General features: G+C 43.0%; 21 protein-coding genes. 10 read left to right on the forward strand and 11 right to left on the reverse strand.

The genetic code is table 11. The features are described from left to right. Positions 1 to 3 precede the first annotated feature (3 nt). From J9317_RS17175 to J9317_RS17195, 5 genes are all read right to left on the reverse strand, one after another. A complete protein-coding gene (locus tag J9317_RS17175; RefSeq protein WP_211560830.1) occupies positions 4 to 204 on the reverse strand; it encodes a hypothetical protein in 201 nt (66 codons plus the stop codon). Between the two features lie 653 nt (positions 205 to 857). After that, complete coding sequence (locus J9317_RS17180; protein ID WP_211560832.1) at positions 858 to 1661, reverse strand: YusW family protein; 804 nt, start codon at positions 1659 to 1661, stop codon at positions 858 to 860. Between the two features lie 74 nt (positions 1662 to 1735). After that, positions 1736 to 3085, reverse strand: coding sequence for a UDP-glucose dehydrogenase family protein (locus J9317_RS17185; protein WP_211560834.1), 1350 nt, complete (start codon positions 3083 to 3085; stop codon positions 1736 to 1738). A gap of 77 nt (positions 3086 to 3162) precedes the next feature. Further along, complete coding sequence (galU, locus tag J9317_RS17190; protein ID WP_035413500.1) at positions 3163 to 4056, reverse strand: UTP--glucose-1-phosphate uridylyltransferase GalU; 894 nt, start codon at positions 4054 to 4056, stop codon at positions 3163 to 3165. A 44-nt stretch (positions 4057 to 4100) separates the two neighbouring features. Beyond that, positions 4101 to 5456 carry a glycosyltransferase family 2 protein gene (locus tag J9317_RS17195; RefSeq protein ID WP_284143283.1) on the reverse strand — a complete coding sequence of 452 codons (1356 nt, stop codon included), beginning with the start codon at positions 5454 to 5456 and terminating at the stop codon, positions 4101 to 4103. 709 nt (positions 5457 to 6165) lie between these two features. On the opposite strand from J9317_RS17195, the gene J9317_RS17200 reads away from it, so the two are divergent. The 6 genes from J9317_RS17200 (at position 6166) to J9317_RS17225 (ending at position 13217) form a co-directional block, all read left to right on the forward strand. Next, positions 6166 to 6867, forward strand: a complete 702-nt coding sequence (locus J9317_RS17200) for an ABC transporter ATP-binding protein (protein WP_211560836.1) — start codon at positions 6166 to 6168, stop codon at positions 6865 to 6867. Further along, positions 6864 to 9197, forward strand: coding sequence for an ABC transporter permease (locus tag J9317_RS17205; protein WP_211560840.1), 2334 nt, complete (start codon positions 6864 to 6866; stop codon positions 9195 to 9197). The genes J9317_RS17200 and J9317_RS17205 overlap by 4 nt, the downstream gene beginning before the upstream one ends. A gap of 25 nt (positions 9198 to 9222) precedes the next feature. Beyond that, positions 9223 to 10389 (forward strand): MGDG synthase family glycosyltransferase, encoded by a 1167-nt coding sequence (locus J9317_RS17210; protein WP_211560843.1) that lies wholly within the window; start codon positions 9223 to 9225, stop codon positions 10387 to 10389. Positions 10390 to 10828: 439 nt separating this feature from the next. Then, positions 10829 to 11314, forward strand: a complete 486-nt coding sequence (locus J9317_RS17215; RefSeq protein ID WP_211560845.1) for a hypothetical protein — start codon at positions 10829 to 10831, stop codon at positions 11312 to 11314. Then, the gene (locus tag J9317_RS17220; protein ID WP_211560847.1) at positions 11301 to 12326 is read left to right on the forward strand and encodes an alpha/beta fold hydrolase; all 1026 of its coding nucleotides are present in this window, start codon (positions 11301 to 11303) and stop codon (positions 12324 to 12326) included. The genes J9317_RS17215 and J9317_RS17220 overlap by 14 nt, the downstream gene beginning before the upstream one ends. 279 nt (positions 12327 to 12605) lie before the next feature. Further along, on the forward strand, positions 12606 to 13217 hold the full coding sequence (locus J9317_RS17225; RefSeq protein WP_211560849.1) for a DedA family protein: 612 nt from the start codon (positions 12606 to 12608) through the stop codon (positions 13215 to 13217). A 226-nt stretch (positions 13218 to 13443) separates the two neighbouring features. On the opposite strand, the gene J9317_RS17230 is transcribed toward J9317_RS17225, so the two are convergent. Then, positions 13444 to 13965: a dihydrofolate reductase family protein gene (locus J9317_RS17230; protein ID WP_249292222.1), complete on the reverse strand. Its 522-nt coding sequence runs from the start codon at positions 13963 to 13965 to the stop codon at positions 13444 to 13446. 92 nt (positions 13966 to 14057) lie between these two features. On the opposite strand from J9317_RS17230, the gene J9317_RS17235 reads away from it, so the two are divergent. Next, the gene (locus tag J9317_RS17235; protein WP_211560851.1) at positions 14058 to 15011 is read left to right on the forward strand and encodes a helix-turn-helix transcriptional regulator; all 954 of its coding nucleotides are present in this window, start codon (positions 14058 to 14060) and stop codon (positions 15009 to 15011) included. Positions 15012 to 15087: 76 nt separating this feature from the next. Here the strand turns inward: J9317_RS17235 and map are convergent, their stop codons facing one another. Then, positions 15088 to 15834, reverse strand: a complete 747-nt coding sequence (gene map / locus J9317_RS17240) for a type I methionyl aminopeptidase (protein ID WP_211560852.1) — start codon at positions 15832 to 15834, stop codon at positions 15088 to 15090. A 445-nt stretch (positions 15835 to 16279) separates the two neighbouring features. Between map and J9317_RS17245 the strand changes: the two genes are divergently transcribed. The 3 genes from J9317_RS17245 to J9317_RS17255 all read left to right on the forward strand — a co-directional run bounded on the left by J9317_RS17245 (position 16280) and on the right by J9317_RS17255 (position 18814). Continuing rightward, positions 16280 to 17065, forward strand: coding sequence for an SDR family NAD(P)-dependent oxidoreductase (locus J9317_RS17245; protein ID WP_211560854.1), 786 nt, complete (start codon positions 16280 to 16282; stop codon positions 17063 to 17065). Between the two features lie 228 nt (positions 17066 to 17293). Beyond that, positions 17294 to 18289 (forward strand): DUF4003 family protein, encoded by a 996-nt coding sequence (locus tag J9317_RS17250; RefSeq protein WP_211560856.1) that lies wholly within the window; start codon positions 17294 to 17296, stop codon positions 18287 to 18289. A gap of 12 nt (positions 18290 to 18301) precedes the next feature. Further along, the gene (locus J9317_RS17255; RefSeq protein WP_211560858.1) at positions 18302 to 18814 is read left to right on the forward strand and encodes a cupin domain-containing protein; all 513 of its coding nucleotides are present in this window, start codon (positions 18302 to 18304) and stop codon (positions 18812 to 18814) included. Between the two features lie 68 nt (positions 18815 to 18882). Here the strand turns inward: J9317_RS17255 and J9317_RS17260 are convergent, their stop codons facing one another. The 4 genes from J9317_RS17260 to J9317_RS17275 all read right to left on the reverse strand — a co-directional run bounded on the left by J9317_RS17260 (position 18883) and on the right by J9317_RS17275 (position 24202). Then, positions 18883 to 20112: a S1C family serine protease gene (locus J9317_RS17260; RefSeq protein ID WP_211560860.1), complete on the reverse strand. Its 1230-nt coding sequence runs from the start codon at positions 20110 to 20112 to the stop codon at positions 18883 to 18885. Between the two features lie 666 nt (positions 20113 to 20778). Beyond that, a complete protein-coding gene (locus J9317_RS17265) occupies positions 20779 to 21750 on the reverse strand; it encodes a class F sortase (protein ID WP_211560863.1) in 972 nt (323 codons plus the stop codon). Between the two features lie 84 nt (positions 21751 to 21834). Next, positions 21835 to 23172 carry a copper amine oxidase gene (locus J9317_RS17270; protein WP_211560865.1) on the reverse strand — a complete coding sequence of 446 codons (1338 nt, stop codon included), beginning with the start codon at positions 23170 to 23172 and terminating at the stop codon, positions 21835 to 21837. Between the two features lie 286 nt (positions 23173 to 23458). Then, positions 23459 to 24202: a nucleotidyltransferase domain-containing protein gene (locus J9317_RS17275; protein ID WP_211560867.1), complete on the reverse strand. Its 744-nt coding sequence runs from the start codon at positions 24200 to 24202 to the stop codon at positions 23459 to 23461. Positions 24203 to 24214 lie beyond the last annotated feature (12 nt).

The raw sequence follows: 24214 nt of genomic DNA on the forward strand, positions 1-24214 counted from the left end.
TTTTTATATCTTCTTTTTTATATGCTCGCACTCTAATTCCCCTAATTCAAAGCGTTCCATCATTTGCCTGTATGCTTCAACCTTCCCTTCAAGACGGGCTCTCCCGGTCTCATCAAGATCCTGCGTCCCCAGCTGTTCGCACAATTCTTCACCCGTTGTTTTTAAATAGGTGGCAATAGCTGATTCATTAAATGTATTCACCATTGATAAGTCCTCCTTTTTTGTATTATTCTGGGTAATACCCTTTGGTTTGGAATTTTAATCCTTTGGGTGGGCTGATGGGGATTGAGGTGAAAAATTGACTGATTTCTTTCCTGCTGCGCTTAGGACAGGCACTGCCCTCCTTTAAATCAAAGTTTTGTTAAACTAGGCTGCTGATTTCACTGCAGGCGTTCGATCCAATCAACAGGTGTTAAAATTTTGCTTTGCTTTAACATTATCAGCAATCAGTAGAAGCGAAAAAGAAGAAAGCGTTAAAACGTCTAAAGGCTTTAGGGTATGAAGTAACCCTTACGTCCAAAAACGAGAATACAAGAATATCAGGGGACCAAAAAAAGTGAAATCAAGGCACCCTTAGTTTTGTGTTGCCTTTTTTCAGGAGTTATTTTCAAGGTAGCTTAAATCAAAAGCTCTGTTAAATTTGGCTGTTGATTTCCGCTGCAGGCGTTCGCTTTCCGCGGCGCGGGCGGTGAGCCTCCTCTGCGCTATGCGCCTGCGGGGTCTCACCTGTCCCGCTGCTGCCGCAGGAGTCTCACGCCTTCCGCTACAATCAACAGGTGTTAAAAAAAAAATCAACCTCCTGCTTTAACATAGCCAAATTAAAAAAAACCGCCCTATATGAGGACGGTCCTTCTTGCTTATCTTTCGAAGTTAATATTCGCTTTTGTATTGTTTTCAAACTGAGACTGAACTTCCACTTTCGTGATGTCCGTCACTTTCATTCCAAGTGTTTTGGAGAGCTGATCAAGGTAGCTATTCCACGTAACATCTTTAGCAGGAATGACGCTGTCTTTAATTCTCATCGCTTCAAGCAGAGCATAGATTCCTTTATATTCTTTCGTGCCGGCTGCTGTTTTCTTTTCAATAATTGCTTTAACGCTGTCGCCGTGAGCATGGTATGTTACATGGTAGTAGTAGCCGTTTTTGTCTTCTACTTTCATGTAAAGCTTGCTGATGTTGTAAGGATTGATAACTGCGGATTTTTCACCTTTTTTAAAAGAAAAATCTACAGTTGCCATGTTGTTGAAACCTATTGAAGCTTTTGCGCGCTGAACGTCAGCCGGTTTTACTCCAAGAGCATTGGACAAGCGCTTGATTACTTCTTCTTTACTTAGATTCATGGAAAGATCAAGACTTTTCACAAACTCAGCAACTTTTTTGTTTGCTTCTTCGCCTGTTAATTCAATCGTTTTATTACCGGCTTCTTTTTTGATGGAAACCTTAACAATTCCTTTTTCTTCCTTGTAATCCACTTTGTACTTTGCATCTTCAAGTTCAACTGTGCCTTTGAAGGTATCGACTGTTTTCCATAAGGAATTCACGTCAATTTTCTTCACTTGCTCAATTGTTCCCTGCGGAAGCTTAACTTCCGATGCAGATGCTTGACCTGCCACGTTGACTGCAAGTGCTGCCGCCAATACTGCTGAAGCGATTTTCTTCATTCTCTTAGCACCCTCTCAAAGTTATTTGGTTACATAGATGCAGATCCAAAGCTGTAAGTTTAATAATCTATGGATTAAAAGGAAGCAGCAAGAATCGATTCCTGCTCTTTTTCACCTGTAGGAAGGACTGCGTCGCGTCCGATTGAAATGTACTCAACGTGAAGCTTCTGCGCCTCTTCTGCTGTATAGCAGTTGCGGCCGTCAAATACGATTGGATTTTCCATAAACAGTCCAGACATAAGAAGAGCTTTTTCTACAATTTCTTTCCAGTCTGTTAAGATAAAGACCGCATCCGCTTCCTTGATTGCATCTTCAATCTGTTCTGCATATTGAACTTCTTCTGGGAGAATCGTTTTTGCATTTTCAGCAGCAATCGGATCATAGCCGATAATTTCTGCTCCTTCTTCTACCAGCTGCTTGGAAACAACAATTGAAGCTGCTTCACGCATATCATCCGTTTCAGGTTTGAACGCAAGGCCAAGCAAGGCGATACGCTTTCCTTCAAGAGACCCTAAACGTTCTTTAGCCTTTTTAACGAGAAGCGTTTTTTGGTTCTCATTGATTTGAATAACGGATTTCAGAAGGTGGAAATCATGGCCGTAATCCTGGGAGATTTTCACAAGTGCATGCGTATCTTTCGGGAAGCAAGAACCGCCGTAGCCGATTCCAGCATTAAGGAATTTGCTTCCGATCCTTGCATCCTGCCCCATGCCTTTTGCCACTTCATTCACATCAGCGCCTACTTTTTCGGAAAGATTCGCAATTTCGTTGATAAAGGAAATTTTCGTTGCAAGAAAGGCATTTGCTGCATACTTGATCATTTCTGCACTGCTGATGCTTGTTTTCAGAATAGGAAGTCCGAATGGCTTGTTGATTTCTTCAATGATATTAGCTGCTTCAGCGTCGTCCGCTCCAATGACAATGCGGTCGCCATTGAAGGAATCATGGATAGCCGAACCTTCTCTTAGGAATTCAGGATTTGAAACGGCTTCCACCAGGTAATTGTCCTGAAGGTTGGCCATAACCAATTCGCGCACTTTGTAATTTGTTCCGAGCGGAACTGTACTTTTTGTTACGACTGTCACGTCGCGTGTGATATTTTGCCCGATATCTCTTGCTGCTTTATAAATATAGGAAAGGTTGGCAGAACCATCTTCAGACTGAGGAGTACCTACAGCGATATAAACAACATCTTTGTCTTTAAGGCCGATGATATGGCTGTCAGTGAACTTCAGGCGGCCAGCCTCAATGTTTTTCAGCATTAATTCTTCAAGGCCCGGTTCATAAATAGGGGAAATTCCTTTTTGAAGCAATTCTACTTTTTCAGAATTAATATCCAGGCACGTGACGTCATGCCCGATTTCAGAAAGACAAACTCCAGTAACAAGACCTACGTACCCAGTTCCGATAATGGCAATATTCATGATTATTCCTCCTTCTAAGCTTTACACCAAGACGTGCTTTTCCCAGCTGCAGTTACAGCTGGGAACCAGTGGCACGTTTACGATAGGATGATTTCTTTCTCTTTTACAAGGCTGCTTAAATATTCGTGAACCTGGTCTCCAAGATCTCCACGCTCAAGAGCAAAATCAATGGTTGCTTTGACAAAACCGAATTTGTCTCCAACATCATAGCGTTTGCCTGCAAAGTTATAAGCTAGTACGGTTTGTGATTCATTCAGAATTTTGATTGCGTCAGTAAGCTGGATTTCGTTTCCGGAACCCGGCGGAAGCGTCTCAAGGATACTGAAGATCTCAGGCGTCAATATGTAACGGCCCATAATCGCGTAGTTGGAAGGAGCTTGCTCAACGGCAGGCTTCTCCACTACAGTTGATAGAGATAGAACATCTTCTTCAAGTGTCTTGTTTTCAAGAGGAGCAATGATTCCGTATTTGGATACATCCTTATGCTCCACTTCCTGAACACCTAAAACAGAGGAATCATATTTTTCGAACACATCTATGAGCTGTTTTAAGCATGGAGTTTCGGACTTAACGATGTCGTCGCCAAGCAAAACGGCAAAAGGTTCATTTCCGATAAAGCTCTCCGCGCAATGGATGGCATGTCCAAGACCGCGGGGCTCTTTCTGGCGTACATAGTGGATGTTCGCCATGTTGGATATCGACTGAATTTCCTCAAGCCTTTCAAACTTGCCTTTTTTGTAGAGCGTTTCCTCCAGCTCATAGGACTTATCGAAATGATCCTCAATGGCGCGTTTTCCGCGTCCGCTAATGACGAGAATATCTTCAATCCCCGATTTAATTGCTTCCTCCACAATGTATTGAATTGTTGGCTTATCTACAATTGGGAGCATTTCCTTCGGCTGTGCTTTCGTAGCTGGAAGGAAACGGGTGCCTAAACCGGCTGCAGGAATAATCGCTTTACGTACTTTCATTAAAACCTCTCCATTCACATAAGATTCATCTCATAAGGATAGCATTAGCCGCGTGTACCCCAAGCTGTTGAGCGAATAGTCAGAAGCGCCCAGAAGCGAAGCGGGCAAAGCAGGATTAGGAACAGTAAACCATATAATGGTGCGAGCAAGAATGTAAAAGGCCTCTTGTAGGCATAAAAAACGTTACGGGCGTAAGCCGATATAATAACGTAAGCCAAGTAGTATATGAGCAAGATCCAGCCCATTGTCGTAGTCGTGAAGTAGATGGCGAGAATTAGTGAAATACCAAATGCAATCCAAAGGAACATTTCAAGCATGACCCAAACGAAAACGTTAGGCTTCGTAAAACCAATTTTCATCGCAACAAGACTCTCGCGGAAAAATGACTTATTCCAGCGTGATTGCTGCTTAAGCAGTGTGCGCAAAGTTGTTGGAGCATCCGTAATACAGCGGGCAGTCGATTGATAAAGCGTTTTTCCTTCACGGATTGCATAGTTTGTCAGGCAGCGGTCATCTCCAAGCTGGACCTGCTGTCCAAGGAACATCTGATTTCCATAGTGATCCAGGTTTTTCATAACCACTTCGCGTCTGTATGCACTTAATGGTCCGCTGCATACTAAAACATTATTTGTAACAGAGTGAGCAGCACGCTCTACACGGAAAGCATTGTCGTAACGCATATCAATAAGGCGGGTAAGAACATTATCAGTGCGGTTTCGGATATTTACGTGACCGGTAGTAGCAGATACTTCCGGGTTGTTAAAAGGTTTAAGCAATTCTCGAACAGCATTTGGAAATACAGTACAGTCTGAATCCACTGTTATGTAAACATCTCCTGTTGCTCTTTCGAAAGCCCAGATTTGCGCATGGCGTTTCCCTTTATTTTGAGGAAGGCGATGAACAATTAGATTCGGCATTTTATAATTGCCTTTAGCCAGCTCAGCAGCTGTTTCGCCAATACCTGACATAAGGTTTTCTTTAAGTTTCAAAGTAGCCTCATAACCGGATATATCCTTGCTTCCATCATCAATCACGAAAATCTCATGAACCGGATAATCCTGTTTCAAAATACTTTCGATAGTGCCAAGCACTGATTCAGGAGCTTCATTATAGGAAGGTATAACGACTGATACTTTTAAATCAGGCGGATCCATCATGACTTCCTGATATTTGAAGGAAAGAAGCATTTTCCCTAATAGGTAGGCAATCATTACAGAACCATATAGACCGATTGTTAAATTCAACTTATCAGACGCAGTCCAGTTCACATAGAAAAGGGCCGCTACTGTGATCACGAACAAAGAAATAACGAAGGTCTTTTCCCTCGCTGATAATTTCTTTTGTGTGTTCATTTCCTGCGATTCTCTCAGCGCAGACAGATCCTGTTCAACTTTAGCCATACTCGTTCTCCTCTCAAATTGATTTTGGCTCCCTCACCTCTGCCATTCAGCAATCAGCTACGGAACTTTCATCTCGTTCAGATTAAGGAATTTTCCAAAACCGTTCAATCTGCCGTTATGCCCGTGACTAAATTCATCCCTTCTTCAAGAAAATGAGAGAAATTCAATCTTTTCAAGGATGTAAGCGTTCTCCATAACATCTTCGCACTTTCTTCACTTTGTAATATTAATGTAATAATAAAAACCCCTTCAAAATAGGGGGTTTCTTTAAACCTGTATTTGATATATAGGAATAAACCATTGACCGTTCGTAATCTTTGTAATCTATTTGTAATATAAAATCTCAATATATTTGCATATTTTTTTGATAATTGAGGATTTTATAAAAATTTGCCGGAAATTGTTGAATTGTTAAGAAAAATGAGGAAACAGTTCTAAAAAAATAAATCATTTTCGACAAAATTCGTCAAAATTCAACAATAACAATGAGAAGGATTTCATATAACTGATGTCCTTTTCTACTATAAAATTCCATAAATTCAACTTCTTCACGGGGATTTCCTGTGAATATTTACGTAATGGTGCTTACACATGGGGTTTATGGGGGTATGGGCGAGGTTGCTAATCTTCTTTCCACATGATATTTAATGATATGGAGGTAAAAGGAGTTATTTTACGATAATCCGAGAAACGTTTGAGAGGTGCAGGAATGATTGAAACCGTAGAGATTGAAAAAGTGTTCGCGAACGGAAATGAATGGCATCATGCTTTAAAGAAAGTGAACATTCAAATACAGGCAAATGAATTCGTAGCAATAACCGGTAAATCCGGGAGCGGCAAATCCACTTTGCTGAATTTGCTTTGCGGGATCGATAAACCTTTTAAAGGGAAAATCTGCATTAATGAGACGGAAATTACCAACCTCTCTAAAGATAAGCTGACGAAGTGGAGAAACAGGGATATCGGAATTGTGTTCCAATCCTTTCATCTCCTGCCAAGTCTGACCCTTTTAGAAAATGTAATGCTTCCAATGGAGTTTTCCCCTTTAAAAAGGAATAAGAAACATCGGGCGCTCGAGCTTCTGAATTCCGTAGGACTTTCAGACAAGGTTCATATGTTTCCTGACTATGTATCCGGAGGGGAAAAACAAAGAACTGCGATAGCCAGGGCATTAGCTAATGATCCCCCGATTCTTTTTGCAGATGAACCGACTGGAAATCTGGATACAGAAAATGCTGAACATATAATGAAACTATTCTTTACTCTGATCCAAGATGGTAAAACGATTGTGATGGTAACGCATGATCAGGAGCTATCAAAAAAAACAGATCGGATTATTCATATGAAAGATGGGATGGTAATAGAAGATCTCGGTCCTTTAGCTTCTATACAAGGAGCTGGCTGGTCATGATGCCGCTATTCGCCAGAAAACCGCTTCGGGACTTAGGCAGGCAAAAAGCAAAAACGCTCCTAATTCTATTGTCTATTATTATCAGCCTGTCGATTTCCGGAGTAATTATGCATACGAAGCTTCAATTTGAGGCGGCTCTTGAAGAAAGCATGGACCGTTCCCATGTTTCAGACGCAGCTTTTTACACCAACTCATTCCAGACTCTGCCTGCCGGGCTCCATAAGCTTGAGGGAATTGAAAAAGCGGAGGCAAAAATTTCCCTTCGTGCCAGAGCAAAAACAGAGGACGGATTTAAAAATATTGAAATCGCCGGTCTGCCGGATAAGCAAAACTACCAGATTGGACAAATAAGTCTTCATAAAAATCATCCTTCAGATGCTGCTTCCTATGCAGAGACCTCAACAAAGCAGCTCTTTCAGTGGAAGGATGGACAGGCCATCCAGCTTTTGATTCCAGGTGAAAAGCAAAAAAGCCTGAAGCTTTCAGGATCCGTAACCGATCCCTCCCGGATACCGGCATCATTCAGCGGTACGGGCTATCTTTATTTATCCTCAGAAGCATTAAAAAAACTTGGTGTTCCTTTAACTTACACTCAAATCCAGATTAGATTTGAGGAAGATACAAGCAAAAAGGAAAAAGATCAGCTAATGACCCGTATCAGCAAAGTCCTGAAATCATCGGGTATTACATCCTATCGTACCGAGCATGCTGAGGAAACCTTTTATATAAGGAATACACTCGTGTCAGCTATTCTCACTGTCCTCATCTGGTTTGGTCTCTTTTCCTTAGTACTTGGGTTTATCCTGATTACACACCTTTTCCATCGGGTCATTGCCGAGCATATAAAAGAGATGGGCATCCAGCGTGTAGTAGGAGCTCCGATCTCTTTCATTTGGAAGCAATATTCCCTTTATCTGGGGGTTATTGGAATCATCTCGTTCCTATGCTCTGCCGGTGCCAGTTATTTTGGCAGCAAATGGGCTGTGCGGTATTTGGCGGAAGAGCTGAACATCGGCTCCTATACGGAAAGCATTCATCCAACAGTTGCTTATCTGCTGCTCTTGTTATCATTTGCTATCCCTTATCTGGGTGCTTTTGTACCAATTCAAAAAGTATTAAATAAGCCGCTTACCGATACTTTGAGAAATGTTCCGCACTCCTTCCCATCCAAGAAAACAAAAAAGAGCCTTGGCCGGTTTTCATTGAGTGTCTTATCGTGGAGGCATGCATTCTCAAAGAAAGGGCAAATGGTCTCAAATATCCTCATGCTTTCGTTTGGAGGAGCCATCATCATATCCTGCCTGGCACTAAACCAGACCTTGAACAACCAGCTGAACCAAATGAATCAATTCTGGAATTATGATCAGGAATGGTCGGTAAAAAGCAAGCTCCCAAAATCGGAGATAACCGCTCTCTTTAAGGAAACGGATGGAGTAAGCGAAGCGGAGGGGTGGACCGTCCGCAATACGGAAATCAAATTTGAAAAAGGAGTTAAACATAATGCCCTTCTCATAGCACTTCCCGAACGGTCAAAGCTGATTACGCCTGCTGTAAAGCAAGGACAATGGCTCAAGCAGGGCGGAAAACCCGCGATCGTTATTAACGAAGACCTGCGTACCATGCTTGGCAGTCCCAACACCGGTGAAAATGCTGAGCTTCAAATCGGTAAAGAAAGAAAAACTTTTTATATTGAAGGAATAATCGGAAGCCAGCTAAAAGGCCCTGCTGCCTATATGAGCGGAACCGATTATGAAAAATGGCTTCTTGCAGATTCTGCAAACCGGATTGCCGTCAAGTTAAAGTCCGATGCAAACAGCGGTAAGGTTTCTGAACAGCTAGAGAAGCACCTGACAGATCAAGGAGCAGCAGTAGAAGGAACAGAGACCATTCAAGCTATGCAGGAACGCCCAAAACAAATTATTGGTCTGATGGTTGCATCCATTTTAGCCGCGGGGATTCTATTCACCGTTCTCGGGTTGCTCAATCTGATGACCGCCACAAGCATGAACGTATATGAAAGGCAAAAGGAAATTGGAATAACGAGAGCCATTGGGGGATCTTCCGGAAAAATAGTTCGGATGTTTGCAGCAGAGAGTCTGATCATAGCAATGATCAGCTGGAGTCTTGCAGCTGCCTTTTCCTATCCGCTCAGCCGGTTTTTGTGCAAGGAAATCGGCATGGCTCTTCTGGGTTCTCCATTGCAAAGCGGATTCTATCCAGATGGGATTTTCATCTGGCTTACTGTAAGTATTGTCATAGGACTTGGTGCATCAGCAGTGCCTGTCCTGAAATCCCTGGCAAAACCGCTGCCAAAATTGCTCGAGGATTAACAGCTGATAATGAGGAGGCTTTAAAATGAAGAGAATATTGATTTTGCCTTTATTTAAAATGGAATCCGGCCACCATAGAAGTGCCAACGCATTAGCAGAGGCCTTTCAAAAGCATGATCCCGAGATACAATGCGAGAAGGTAGACTTTTTAAGCTATGTAAATGGAGGTCTGGAAAAGCTCGTTTCTAATCTCTATTTAACCTGGATTAAGAAATTTCCCAGGGCATACAGCTCGTTCTACCATCTCTTCTTCAGCAAAAAATCCAGCATGATCCAATCTGCTTATGAAGCTGTTTTTCTGGAAAAGATGGAGCAGCTGATTGAAGTCAAACAGCCTGATTTAATTGTCTGCACACACAGCTTCCCGTCCTTCCTTGTCGATAAACTGAAGCGGTACGGAGTCTGTGATGTGCCGGTTTTAAATCTGTACACGGATTTTTTTATTAACGGTCTATGGGGAAAGGAACAAGTGGATTTGCATTGCGTTCCAAGCAAAGATGTGAAAAATGAATTGCTGCAAATGGGCATCTCAGAAAATAAAGTAATTGTTTCAGGGATTCTTGCAAATGATCGCTTTAATCGGAGAAAAATGAACCGCCAGCATGATGAAAAAATTCATGTGATTCTTTCCGGGGGGAGTCTTGGACTTGGCAAAAATTTTTCCAGCTTAATCAAAACTTCGAATAGCGGCCTTGTTGAGTACAAGGTTCTATGCGGATCCAACCGGGCACTTTTGGAGAAAGTAAACAGCCTGAATTCTTCTCACATTACAGCCCTTCCATATATTGCTTCTTCAGAGCAAATGAATCAGCTTTACAGCTGGGCGGATGCCATTGTTACGAAACCTGGCGGGGCAACCATCAGTGAGGCAATCAGGAAGAAGCTTCTCATTTTCATTCATTCTGTACTTCCAGGACAGGAGGAAATCAACTTAGAATACTTGTCTGATAGAGGACTAGCGGAAACGGTTGATGTCCGGCGATCCTTTGAAGATCAGCTGCTTTCTGTTGTCAGCGATTCAAGCAAGCTGTTTGCTATAAATAAGGCACGCCATCAATACATGAATGAACTTGACGTCCGTTCATGTGCTGAACTTGCCTCCCTTATTGACAGAAAGCTGTTCGCAGGTAAAAAGACACCAAAAGAAAAGTATTTGAATGATCTGTTCTCTAAACTTTACCGCAGCCTTTAAGCTTTGCCGTTTCTGCGATTTTTATATACATGATAATAGATAAACGTGCAGCCCACTGTCAAGACGACAATGTGTGCCCACATAAAGGCTGCACGGAACATTTCGATAAATGACATTTTCCCCATCCTTTCTGGATTATATATAGGAAGTTTTTCTAATTCTTCTTGACTATAATATCGTCTAAAGAACTAGTTTGTTAACTTCTTTTATACAAAATAGTTATAATTACCCACAACTTTTAACTTATGGGCGTTATCACAGTCTACGGGCTTATCCATCATTTTAATCACATTTGGCAGAAATAAACTTATACTGTAAAGAGATAGATAATAGAAGCTTCCTGTTGCGTATAGAGCGGGAGGTAAAGCAATTCCATTATCCCGCAGCAGCCGGATTCTATTATATTAGCCCTAAAAAAATGATGGAAAGGAACATCTTTATGTCTGAAATGAATCCTCAAGAAGCATTGGCACTGATTAAGAAGATAGGGACTGAGCTGGAGAAAAGCCTGAATGATACTATACAGGATCGGCTAAACCAAGAGGAATTATTAATCCTCGCAAACATGGCTGTCCCATTCATTAAAAAGACATTCGAACAAAGCCAGGAAATTTCTGAATTCCTGTCCGTCCCCTTAAATTTCGCTACTAAGAGGGATTTTGTCCGATTAGCGAATCTCTCTATTCAAATTGAAGAAAAGCTCGATCAAATCGAAGGCTATCTCCATCAGCTAGCCAATCAAGAAAGCTCCCCTGCCCCATCTCTGCTTAGTTCTGAAGCACCGTCGTCCATCGCAAGAGAAGAACGTCCTTCCCTATCAAAAAACCGCGCGAAAAAAGAACAGTTAAAACACCTTCTCATACATTATGCACTCAATATAAAAGCCTATCCGCAAAGGAATCCATCAAATAATGACTCCATTTGAAGAAATATACGAGCAGGTGAAAAAGTGCGCCCTTCTTTTGCAAACTCCTGAACCCCCTGTAGGACTTACCGATCGAATAGCGGTTTGGAAAAAAAATAAGGCTGTATTATGGTATTATCCTGCGAAAGAGAAAAAGTATTCCGTGCCTTTATTTCTAGTCTATTCGCTTGTAAATAAAGCATTCATATTGGATTTGGCACCTGGATTCAGCATGATTGAAGCATTTGTTAACGAAGGCTATGATGTTTATCTGCTGGACTTTGGCGTACCAGGCTATGAGGATAAGGATCTTACCATTGACGCTTATGTGATGAACTATATTCAGGAAGCAGCCCGAAGAACTTTGCGCCATTCAAAAGCAGAAGAGCTTACGGTCATCGGCTACTGCCTCGGCGGGACGATCGCAGCCATTTACGCAGCTGTAACAGACGATCCGATCCGCAATTTAATTCTTAATGTCGCTCCTATTGATTTTCATCAGTACAAGGTATTCGATAAAATCATCGAAGGTATGAGAAATGGAAAAGCTGATTTTGATCCTTTATTCGACGCTCTGGGGATTATTCCTGCAGCCTTTATGAAAACAGGCTTGCGCATGGTCAGTTATCCTGTTTACTACAGTCCTTATCTATCCCTGCTTTACAGAGCTGATAACAAAGAATATACGGATTATTGGAGAAGATTCAATAAATGGACGCAAGGCCACGTTCCGTTTTCGGGGGAAGCAATGAAGCAGTTCGTTCGTGATTTCGGCAGAGAGAACAAGCTCATTAACGGAGGATTGCAGATTAGCGGAAAAAATGCGAGCCTTTCTAACATTAAAGCCAGTATGCTCGTAATCTGCGCAGAAAGTGATAAGCTCGTTCCGATGGAATTAAGCACGGCGATTATAGATCATGTTTCAAGCCAGGACAAAACGCTTGAGATTCTTAAAGGAGGCCATGCTACGTTCACGGTGAAAAACGGTCTCCCTGGATACTTGAGCACATGGCTTCGTGAACGTTCTTCTTAATGACGATACAATTAAAGAGAGGATGATCCTTTTGTACCTTCTAGATCTTTACAGTGAAAACAAAAAAACTTTTGCGGCCGGTATGGCATCAGTTGTATATAAAAACTATTTAAAGTCCGAACACAGTTCTGCTGTATTCAATGATTTAGCCGAGCCTTCCTATTACAACCGAATTACTCATTTTCCTTTATACCGATAAAATAGGAAAATCTACCAGTTTGAGCGGCTCCTGATAAAGGGAAAAGAACAGTAAATGATATTTGTTGGGAAGGAGCCGCCATGTTTGAATTTGTGATTAAAGTTTTAAAATTATTTGGTATTTGGGGACTTCTGGGCGGAATTGCAATCGAGGCCTCTTCCGTTCCATTTCCCGGCTCTCTTTTAACATTGGCATACGGGTTTGTCCTTGATCAGCCCATGTCAAAAATGATTTGGATTGCTGTACTTGCAAGCATTGTATACACGATTTTCTCCCTGATTCCTTACTGGATCGGGGCAAAACTGGAACATAAAGTGAAAAAGAAATTTAAACGCAAAAAGAAGACCATCGAGAGAACCCAGCGCTGGTTTAAGAAGTGCGGGATTTGGAGCATTGCCCTTTCAAGACCGCTTGGAATCGGAAATTACATTTCCTACGTTTCAGGATTATCCAAAGTGAAATTGACCCCTTTTCTTATTCTGACCTTTATAGGGGTTTTTCCGTTAAACATCGCAATGCTCTGGCTCGGATCTGCAGGAAATCTCGGCTCCGTTCAAAAGTTCATGTCCAATATGCAGACGGTCATTTTAATTTTACTCGGGATTGCCTTGGCTGGTTATCTCATCTATCGCTTCTTTATTAAGAAAAAAAATTGTGACGATGACAATCAGGCTGAATCCAGTTCAGTTTGAGAGTAAAGAGGCTGTCCATTAAGTAGTTTTTCAAAAGAAATGAGATGGGTTTTGGTTGATTTCCGCTGCAGGCTGCTCGCTTTGCGCCTGCGGGGTCTCACCTGTCCCGCTGTAGTCTCGCGCAATACGCTCCAATTAAAACGGAAAACAAAAACCCGGGAATGCTCTGCTCCCGGGTTTCTATATTATTCTCAGCCGGGCGTTTTAGAGAACCTCTTTTTTACTTCTATTTTTCATAGTCATATGAAAGCATGACGATCTCATTGTAGATTTGTGTATTAGAGAGTTTAAGTTTGTGCTCGGGAAAGTCTTGCTTAAAAAGCGGGATACCCTTTCCTAATAGAATTGGGATGACCGCAATCATAAATTGATCCACAAGCTTCTCCTTCAGAAATTCACGGATCAGCTCCCCTCCGCCAATAAGCCAGATGTCTTTCCCCGGCTGCTTTTTCAATTCCGAAATAAGGTTAATCGGACTGCCTTTCACAAAAGACGCATATTCGTCTCTTCCGTCTTTTTCATTTGAATAGACATAGCAATCCATTTCTTTATAAGGGAATTCCATATCAAAACCAAGTACTTGCTCGTACGTTTTCCTCCCCATAATCACGGTACCGATGTTTTTCATCAGTTCGCTATACCCATTATCTCCTTCTCCTTCGGCTTCCTCAAGCCAGTCGATATCTCCATTCTCTCTGGCGATGTATCCGTCCAGACTCATGGCGATGTATAATACGGTTTTCCTCAACGCAAATTCCTCCTTTGGTATTAATTTCAGTTATAATGATAATCATAAAACCTGACAGAAACTGACGTAATTTATAAAAAAAGGAGATGGGTATGAATCGTTCCAAAAGGCTTTATGACCTCTTAACCTATATAAATAGAAGAGATTCTTTTACAGCGAAGGAGTGTTCTGAAGAATTCGGTGTTTCAATCCGAACGATCCAGCGTGATCTCGAGGAACTAAGCACCTGGGGCGTTCCATTTTATTCAGAACAGGGCAGGCATGGAGGCTATCGGATGCTAAACAAAAATCTGCTCCCGCCTATTCTTTTCTCTGCCGATGAAGCTGTATCTATCTATTTTGCCTATCAGTCATTATTTTATTTCCGCTCTCTCCCCTTTCAGATTGATATCGAATCAGCCCTTCAAAAGTTTTATTCAAATCTGCCCCAGCACAGCAAAGAAAAGCTGGACCGGCTGAAAGACACGATTGCTTTTTGGTCCCCTTCCAGCCATTTGGCTGAAGCTCCATATCTTCAAGAAATTGCAGATGCTGCAATTGAAAAACAAATTGTGGAGTGGCTTTATGATTCAAAAGGCGGTCAGAAGAAAAGAGAAGTCGTTCCCCTCGGTATCTATGCCCATGGCGGGCTCTGGTATGTGCCGGCTTACTTGATTGAAAAAGCGAAAATTTCCCTTTTCCGTGCGGACCGGGTGCTTGAAATTACTAGGAAAGGAGAGACAATTAAAGGTCTTCCCACTCTAAAAGAATGGCTTTCACAGGATGAGTCTCCGCAGAGCTCTTCCATACTGGAAATCAGGTTATCAAAGGAAGGGGTTAGACTTTGTAAAAGCCATCCGATTCTTCAAACTGGTTTAAGTGAAGAGGAGGATGGCAGCGGTTTTATTCGCCGGCAAATGGATCCAGCGGAAATCAGCTACACCGCCACCCTGCTTCTTTCACTCGGAGGCAATGCCGAAGTTCTGAAGCCAGAGTCATTACGAAAAGAAATGAAGGAGTATGCGAGAGTATTGGTCGATCTCTATGCGGATGGGGGGAAACAGTAAGTGTCTGATGCGAAATGCACACCTACCTTTGCCATAAATTATAAAAGGCGGAACAGCGGCTGTTCCGTCTTTCAAATTAATGCGCTGTTAAAATAAGCGGACCATCTGCTGTGATCGCAAGTGTATGTTCAAATTGCACGCAGCGTTTTCCGTCCACGGTTCTTGCAGTCCAGCCGTTTTTATCCATTTTAGATTGCCACTTTCCTGCATTCACCATTGGTTCAATAGTAATAACCATGCCTTCTTTCAAACGCGTACCTTTTCCGGGAAGTCCATAGTGAAGAATGGTCGGGTCTTCATGCATCGTTTTTCCGATTCCATGACCGGTAAAATCTCTGACAACAGAGAAGCCCTCCCCTTCCACATAGGATTGAATCGCATGTCCGATATCCCCTGTACGGTTGCCGGCAATGGCTTGTTCGATCCCTTTATCCAGCGACGTTTTTGTAACATGCATAAGTCTTGAAGACTCATCATCCAACTCCCCAACAGCATAAGACCATGCAGAGTCAGCAAGGCCTCCATTTAAATTAACCACCATATCAATCGTGACGATATCCCCGCTCTTAAGTTCTTTTTTACTTGGAAATCCGTGACAGATTTCATCATTCACGGACGCACACGTTGCAAATGGATAGCCATGGTAGCCCTTCTGCTCAGGAGTAGCCCCATTGCTTTTCAGAAACTTTTCCACAAAGGTATCAATTTCAAGTGTTGTAATCCCTGGCCGGATCATCATGGCAATCTCTTTATGGGTTTCGGCTAAAAGTCTCCCTGCTTCATGCATGAGTTCTATTTCTCTCTTACTTTTTAACTGAATCATCTTAACGCTCCTAACCGATCATTATATCCTGCTTATAAACGATACCATATTACAGTTTGGAAGAGCGAACCTCCTGCACTTTTTATCGTTAGTTTTAACAGCAGCTTCTTCTGAAAATCCCTTATTAGCCTATATGTGCGGCTTCATCAATAAACCATTTCCAAGCCAAATATGTCGTCTCAAAGTTCTCCCTTTTAGCATGTGTATCTCCAGCATTTATTTATACGCGTATCATTCTGATTTGGTGTCCTATTTTGTTCATGTACCTTTTTAACAGGCAGTTGGAGCGCATATAAACTATCTTAAAATAAAAAATGAGATACATATTTTATCTTAATTTCCGAAAGAAAATATTTCCTATTCGTGTGTTAACAGGTTTTAGTTATATCATTTTAGGCTATGTATATCCTAAACACAAACTTAGATTAATAAGGGAGAGATTCTTATGTCAGAAAAACGTCCGCTTGCATTAATTACTGGAGCTTCCTCCGGTCTTGGCCTTGAGCTATCCAAACAATTTGCCCAGAACGGTTATGATCTGGCCATATCAGGATCAAGCGACCGAATTTTTGAAGCAGCAGAAGTCATTCGCGGCCTTGGAGCTAACGCTTATCCCCATCAGGCAGACGCGGCCTCATACGATGGTGTTGAAAGCTTCTGGACCTTTGTGAAAGAATTAAACCGGCCGGTTGAAGCAGCTGTCCTAAACGTTGGAATTGGACTTGGAGGGGCATTTGCGGACACCGATCTCGAAGAAGAGCTTAAGCTGATTTCCATCAACATTACAGGTACGGTTCACATGGCAAAACGCGTGGTTAAACATATGATTCCAAATGGCCGCGGTAAAATTCTAGTGGTCTCATCCATTGCTGCAACTCTTCCAACCCCATATGAGACTGTATATGGACCTTCTAAGGCATTTGGTTTTCTATTTGCAGAATCGCTGCGTGAAGAACTGCGCGAAACAGGCGTTACGGTCACTGCCATCCTTCCAGGGCCGACGGATACAAATTTCCACTCTAACGCAGGAATGGGCTCAAGCGAAATCGGTTCTTCAAAGAAAAACGATAAAGAGCTCGTAGCCAGACAGGGCTTCGAAGCACTAATGAACGATGTAGATCACGTTGTTGGCGGAGATGAAGCAACAAAACAGGAGGCAATGGAAAATCGAAGTACCCCAGAGCCAGAGAAGGCCGCCCGCCATGCAAAACGGGCACGCCTGCAAAACTAAAGGAGGATTTACTATCAGCGGGTTAACGGGACAGCGGAGTTATTTCTCAGAAAAAGGAAATCACTGGTCCTAAAAGTTATTAGCTGAAAAGTTGCAAATACAGAAGAGATAAAGTTAAAAGGAACTGCTGCTCACCTCCAAGTCTTAAAGTTGGAGGTGATTTTTCATTCATTGGAACTTTTTTTATCTTTATCCGTATTACTGGCAGAACGAATGGAGGGAAGCGCTATGGAACATGTTCAGCACAAACTGGATCAATACAGTCATATCTTTCTACTGCTAAAAGATGAATTGAAATGGAAGGTCTCTGACCAGAGAATTTTAATGATGGCCGCTTCTATTTATGCTGTTTCCAATCGGCCTTTCAACCTTCCGCACTATCTCAATATATGTGATTATATGAAAGCTTACAGCGGAATGTTTTCTCCATATAAATCCTACCACCGCTTCATCACAGCTGCTATCCTTGACACAAGGTACGAAGATCCCTTTTCCAAATTTGACGAAATGAATCGGATACACGATGAATTTGTAAAGGCCGGGTTTCGAAAGGGAATCTTTACTTATATCTCTGCATTGGCATTCATGGGCACAAATACTCCAGAAGAGAGAATCCATGAAAAAGCCGCAAAAGCGCATACCATTTACTCCTATATGAAGGACCAGCATTTTTTTCTTACATCTGCAAGTGACTATCCGCTTGCTGTTCTTCTCGCTGAAGGAGAGGAACGGTCAGAGGACATTGTAGGGTTAATGGAATCTTATTATGACCAGCTGAACCGAAGCGGTTTTAAAAAAGGCAATGAACTGCAATTTTTAAGTCATATTCTATCTCTAGCAGGTGCAGCAGGTTCTCAAAACTTAGTGGACCGCTGTGTTCAAACCGCTTACACACTGGAGAATCACGGCTTTAGATTAAAAAGAAAAAACTATCCGGAAATCGGTCTGCTTTCTTTAATTGACAGTCAAAGCTCGGATATAGAAAACCTTGCAAGTGCCATTAGCCAGCTGAATGCTGCAAAACATTTTAAATGGAATAAAGAAATGAACTTCACGGTAGCCGTCCATCTAATTGCCAGTGAACGCTTGGAAAACACAACCTTGCTCGGAACCGGATTTTATACTTCCATCGAAATCATGATGCAAGCTCAGCAAGCCGCTATGATTGCCGTAGTTGCAAGCTCAGCCACCTCTGTCTCTGACGGCGGCGGGGGCGGAGAATAAGGAGGAGAAATGATGAATCCCTTTGAAAATCGAATCGAAACTCTCCATTTCAAAAGGAGCGGAATGATACCAAACCACCCATCCTTTCCCGTACTTGTATATAAAGGACCAATCCTTGAACATGCCAGCAAGATTGAAGAACTGTTTAACCGGAATAATTGGCTGAACAGCTGGAGAAACGGTATTTTTCCTTATCATCATTACCACAGCAATTCTCACGAGGTACTTGGTGTGATTTCAGGTTATGCCGAGGTGCGGATCGGAGGAGAAGATGGACAAGACATAATGATTCAAACAGGAGATGTTATCGTTCTCCCTGCTGGAACCGGCCACAAAAAACTCTCATCCTCCGCCGATTTTAAAGTGGCAGGAGCTTATCCTGAAGGAATGAACCCTGATCAATACTCAGAAAACGACCCTCTTCTTCAAGAAGCCATCGACTGTATTCAATCCGTTCCCATTCCAGTTCAGGACCCGGTAACGGGAGGGAACGGACCACTTCATGAGCATTGGAAAAACAAATAAAAAATGGCCTGCTTCCATTCAAACGAAGCAGGCCTTTTATCTATTTAAGGGGGAAGGGTTTTGCCAATCTATTCTTGAGCAGTGAGCGTAAGAGTAGCCTCTTGCTTTTTGCCATCGCGATAAACCGTGACTTTCACCTTGTCGCCAATGGACTTGCTTTCATAAAGGTACTTTCTCAGCTCACTGGAATTTTTCACTTTTTTACCATCCAGGGCAGTAATGACATCGCCTCTCTCAAGTCCTCCTTTTTCTGCCGGAGAACCCGATTGAATTTTTTCCAGGTACACACCGGTAGTCATTCCTTCTGGAAGACCGAGCTGCTCGCTCGCAATTTGAGGCGGAATTTGCTCAATATCTCCAAGGGTAACCCCAAGGAACGGACGATCAATCTGTCCTTTCTCCATCAGCTGATTGGCAATCGGCATCACATCATTGCTTGGAATAGCAAATCCAAGACCCTCTACACCGTTCTGGCTGATTTTCAAGCTATTGATGCCAATGACCTCACCGTTCATATTGATAAGAGGGCCGCCGCTGTTTCCCGGATTAATGGCCGCATCCGTTTGAAGAACGTTTAATTCCCAAGGTCCTTTCGACGTATCGATTTGGATGCTCCGGTCCGTTCCGCTAATAATTCCTTCCGTTACAGTGCGGGAGAACTCAATGCCAAGCGGATTCCCGATCGCAATCACCTTCTCGCCAGCACGAAGCTTAGAGGAATCACCGATTGGCGCCATACCCGGAGCCTCATCCGCATTAATGCGAAGAACAGCCAAATCTGTTAAAGGATCTGCTCCAACCAGCTCTCCCTTTGCCTTTTTCCCATTAGATAAGGAAACGTCAAGCGACTGTGCCCCTTCAACCACGTGATTATTCGTCAAGATAAAGGCATCCTTACCATCCTTCTTAAAGATTACACCGGAGCCCGTACTGCTTTCCTGAGCCGTATCACTAAAGCTCTGCTGACTTTGCTGCAAATTCGCAATTCCCACAATTGCAGGAGATAAATTCTCCGCCACATCCGCAACATTCGTAGAATTGCTCACCGTTTGCACATTCGCTGATTTGGAAGCACTTTGTGAAGCAGTTTGCTCATTCGGAGCTGATTGCACAGCCGGCGATTCCTGCTGCTTATCAAGCATCGGATAAACCCCAAGAACAATCATCCCTCCGACCACACCGCTCGTTATCGAAGAAAGAACCGGCTTCCAGCGGCTGGGCTTGGATGGTTTCTTTCCACCCTCAAAGCGGCTCGAAGATTCCTGATTATGATTTGAATGCTCGTCATAGTAACCCATTATGAATTCCTCCCTCACGTTATTCACTCGATCATCTTTGCTGATGTCTTAATCTTATAAGAAGATTTTGGTAAGAGAATGAGAGAATGATGTGAAATTATGAGAAAAGCGGAGGGCGCTTGGTCATGCCGACTGGGACATTGGAGCCCCCGACCGAGAGGCGTTCTTTGCCTCGACCGAGGGGGCGAAATGGCTCTGCGGCATAGCGCCCGGAGCTGGACAATGAGAAAAGCGGAGGGCGCTTGGTCATGCCGACTGGGACATTGGAGCCCCCGACCGAGAGGCGTTCTTTGCCTCGACCGAGGGGGCGAAATGGCTCTGCGGCATAGCGCCCGGAGCTGGACAATGAGAAAAGCGGAGGGCGCTTGGTCATGCCGACTGGGACATTGGAGCCCCCGACCGAGAGGCGTTCTTTGCCTCGACCGAGGGGGAATGGCTCTGCGGCATAGCGCCCGGAGCTGGACAATGAGAAAAGCGGAGGCGGCTTCTAGTAAGGATGTTCTGCTAAAGGCGCGACGTCCTGTCACAACGCAGAACTGACCTGCCTCGTGCTGCGGCCTCCGTGAGAGACGGTGAGCTGAAAGAGAGATGGCGGAGTTCATGCCTTGAGGTATAAACCCAAAAAATACAAACAAAATCCCGCCGAATAGCCAGCGGGATTCTTTATTATTTTTCAGTTGTCCATTTTGCAAAATGGGATTCCTGTCCGTAAATATCGACAGACGTGACGGAGTAGATGGAGCTCTCTGAATCAGGATCTAAATAATTTTTACGGTCAAGAGAAGATACACTTCCCACTTGCTCCTTCGTTCCATTACTGTTCTTGCGATAGACACGGTATCCGATGATTTTTTCATCCCTGACCGCATGCCATGAAACCAAGTTCCCTTTTACCTCCACTTTGGTAGGAGCTTCAGGGTTTTCCGCATTTGTTTCAATCTGTTTAACTAAATCGTCTCTGAGCTCCGTATAAACGACGAGACGTTCTTCATGAGTTCGGTTAGAGCGGTCAAATGTTCCTGTACAAGTAATTAAATTTAAATTCCGTCTGCTTGTACTCCCAAAAATATCATCTAGAGGGGCTTTATCACGCGGATAGCTTACCTTGTTTTTCACAATAAAAACAAGCTCTTTTCCCTGATTGTCCTTCACTTTAATTTCGTCGCCTTTTTCAAGCTTCTTAAGGTTGTAAAAGACAGCCGGACCGGTCTTATTATCTACATGACCTGCTAAAACGGCGTTTCCTTCATTACCCACCTTCGTTCCCGGTTCAAACCAGCCGATATTATTATCATCTTTCGGAACATCCATCTGACCGCTCGGAAGGGTTCCTACACTTTCAATACTGCCCGAGACATTGATTTTAGGAATTTCCACCTTCACCGGCTCCAATCCTTTAAAGGCGGAGGTCAATCCGTTCATGGATTCAATTTGCTCTTTGATTCTTGGAAACTCCTTATTAAGAGGAAGCTTCGTCTTTATCACAGCTGGCGCTGCATCTTTCTTTTCTTCTGTCTTTCTCTCATCCTGCGTTGCATTAACCGCTGGTTCTTGGTTATTTAAGAAAAAATAATCAGCTGCACTATAAATGAATAGGGTGAACAGTCCTACATAAACAATTGAGAGGAACCATTTCACGAAAACACCTCCGCTTCAAAAGAATAGATATCATAGGAAAAAGAAGAGAAGGAGTTCTCTTCTTTTTTTCCTATCCCCGGTCTATTACTTATTCATTGCTCTTTTACGAATAACTAATCCGCCAGTTAGAGCTAGAATTCCAGCAAGTGCAGCATACATCATGTATTGAGACTGATCATTTGCTGTACCGCCCATACCTGTTTTAGGCATATCAGAAGGCATATTTTCTGCCATGAATTTGTCTGGCATTTGTTTTACGATTGCTCCGCCAAGTGCTTCACCTACACCGTACATGTAAGCATATCCTTCACGGAATGAAGCTGTACTTGTGTCATAATCTTTTGCTGCATAGCTATCAAACGTTTTGATGACTGTGTCTTCATGTTCTTTTACTGCTGCTTGAGCATCTGCAGTAGGAAGGTTTTCTTCCGTTGCTGCACCAAGGAATGCACCAAATTCTTTAGAGAACATGCTTAGAGATTCTTTAGCTGCTTTTACTTTTTCTTCATCGCCTTGTGCAGCCGCTGCAGCTAGATCAGCTTGTGCTGTGATGTGTTTAGACTGCCATACTTTTTCAAATTGTGCTCCGCCTTCTTCACCATAAATTGAAGCGATGGCTGCTTTGAAATCAGCTGTGTGCATATCTTCAGCCCAAGTTGCGAAATCGTAATCTTTTGCTCCATCAAAGCCTTTTTGCATACCCATTGCGGCGAGTGCAAAGTGCTCAGAAGCAAGCATATTCAGGTTAGATCTTAAGTCAGCTGCCGGTGTATCTGCTTTAGAGTTTTCGAATTTTTCAGGCATTTGAGAAACGATTGCTGTAGATAATGCTTTAGAGATGACAAACATCCGTGCATAACCTTCGCGGAAAGCTGTGTATGATGCTTCATAATCACCTTTTACATGCATATCGAATGCTTTCATTACATCATCTTCATGTGCACGAAGAGCTTCGTTTGCTGCTGCTTCAGGAAGTTTTCCTTCAGTAGCTGTTCCAAGGAATTTAGCGAAGTTGTCAACAAATTCCTGAACTTCAGCTTCAGCTGCTTTGCGCGCTTCAGCATCTCCGCTTTTCGCTGCTTCGACTAGAGAGTCTGTGTATGTGTTATGACCAAGGAAAATTTCTTCAAACTGTGCTGCGCCTTCTTTACCGTAAATGGATTCAATGGCTGGCGTCATATCTTTTGCATTTTGATTTAGTGCTGCTTGTACTTGTTCTGCATCAGCAGCTCCGTCATATTTCTTCGTCATGGACATTACTGCTAAAACAAAGTGCTCGGATAACAGCTGGTCCAAAGTCGATCTAAGATCTGCTGCTGGTGTTGACACCGTCGGCTGTGCCTTTTCTCCTGCGGCCATAGCCATAGTCGGGATAAAAAGCAGTAAAGCCATCATCATTATTAGTATTCTTTTCATATTCATATAGCTATTCACTCCCTTTTTTTTGTTTTACATATAGTAAACGGGACAGTTTACCTAATGGATCACTTTTTTTAAAATAAAGCTCTGTTAAACTTAGCTGTTGATTGCAGCTAGCAGGCGTTCGCTTTCCGCGGGGCGGGCTGCTTGAGCCTCCTCGCCGCTTTGCGCCTGCGGGGTCTCACCTGTCCCGCTGCTCCCGCAGGAGTCTCACGCCTTCCGCTCCTATCAACAGGTGTCAAAAAATCAACACCATGCTTTAACATAGCCAAAAATAAAAACAGATTTCTTATTGAAATCTGCTCTCAGACCAGGCTTTTCTTAGTGTATTTAGAAAAAGAAGATTCAGTTCTGCGGTGGGATCTGCGGGATTTTGTCTTAAAGATTCGGCGTATTCTCTCAATTCTTCCATTTCACGGTGAATAAAAGCCTGCTTTTCTTTATTTAACAAAATGGGATCCGTGGAACCGGATTTCTTCATATTTATAAAAGGTGCCCAAACAGAAGATTCCATTGTGTTCGGAGGAAAAGTACCACGATCCCTAATCCAGCCTGCGCTTAGGATTGAACGAATAAGATTTAAAAGAGGCTTAATAGGTATCGCTTCTCCGCTGATCTTCCTCTCATTTGCTGCGGCCATACTTAAATAGTGGAAAAGCGCCGGTTTTGGCTGAAAGTATGTGCGGTTCAATGAACGGAGCTCATGGGCAACGGAAAAACGATCCTCATAATACGTATCAGCATAGAGCCACTCCAGCAAGGACGGATTCGATTTCCTGAAAAGCCTTAGTGCCTTCGTCATTTCCCATCCGCTTATATCCAGGTTATCGCTGACAGGCACCTCTATCACATCTCTTTCTTTGTCTATAGAAAGATACCATTCCGGACGGTGGATATAAATAAAGCGCACATCATAATCGCTTTTAGCTGATGCGTAACCGAACGCGCGGCTTCCGGCTTCGACGGCGAAGCAGATTTTGACTTGGTGGGTGGATTGGATTTTTTGGAGGTGGGTGGGGATGTGGGTGTGCATACTCTTAAACCC

The organism is Metabacillus flavus, assembly GCF_018283675.1.
Lineage (GTDB): Bacteria > Bacillota > Bacilli > Bacillales > Bacillaceae > Metabacillus_B > Metabacillus_B flavus.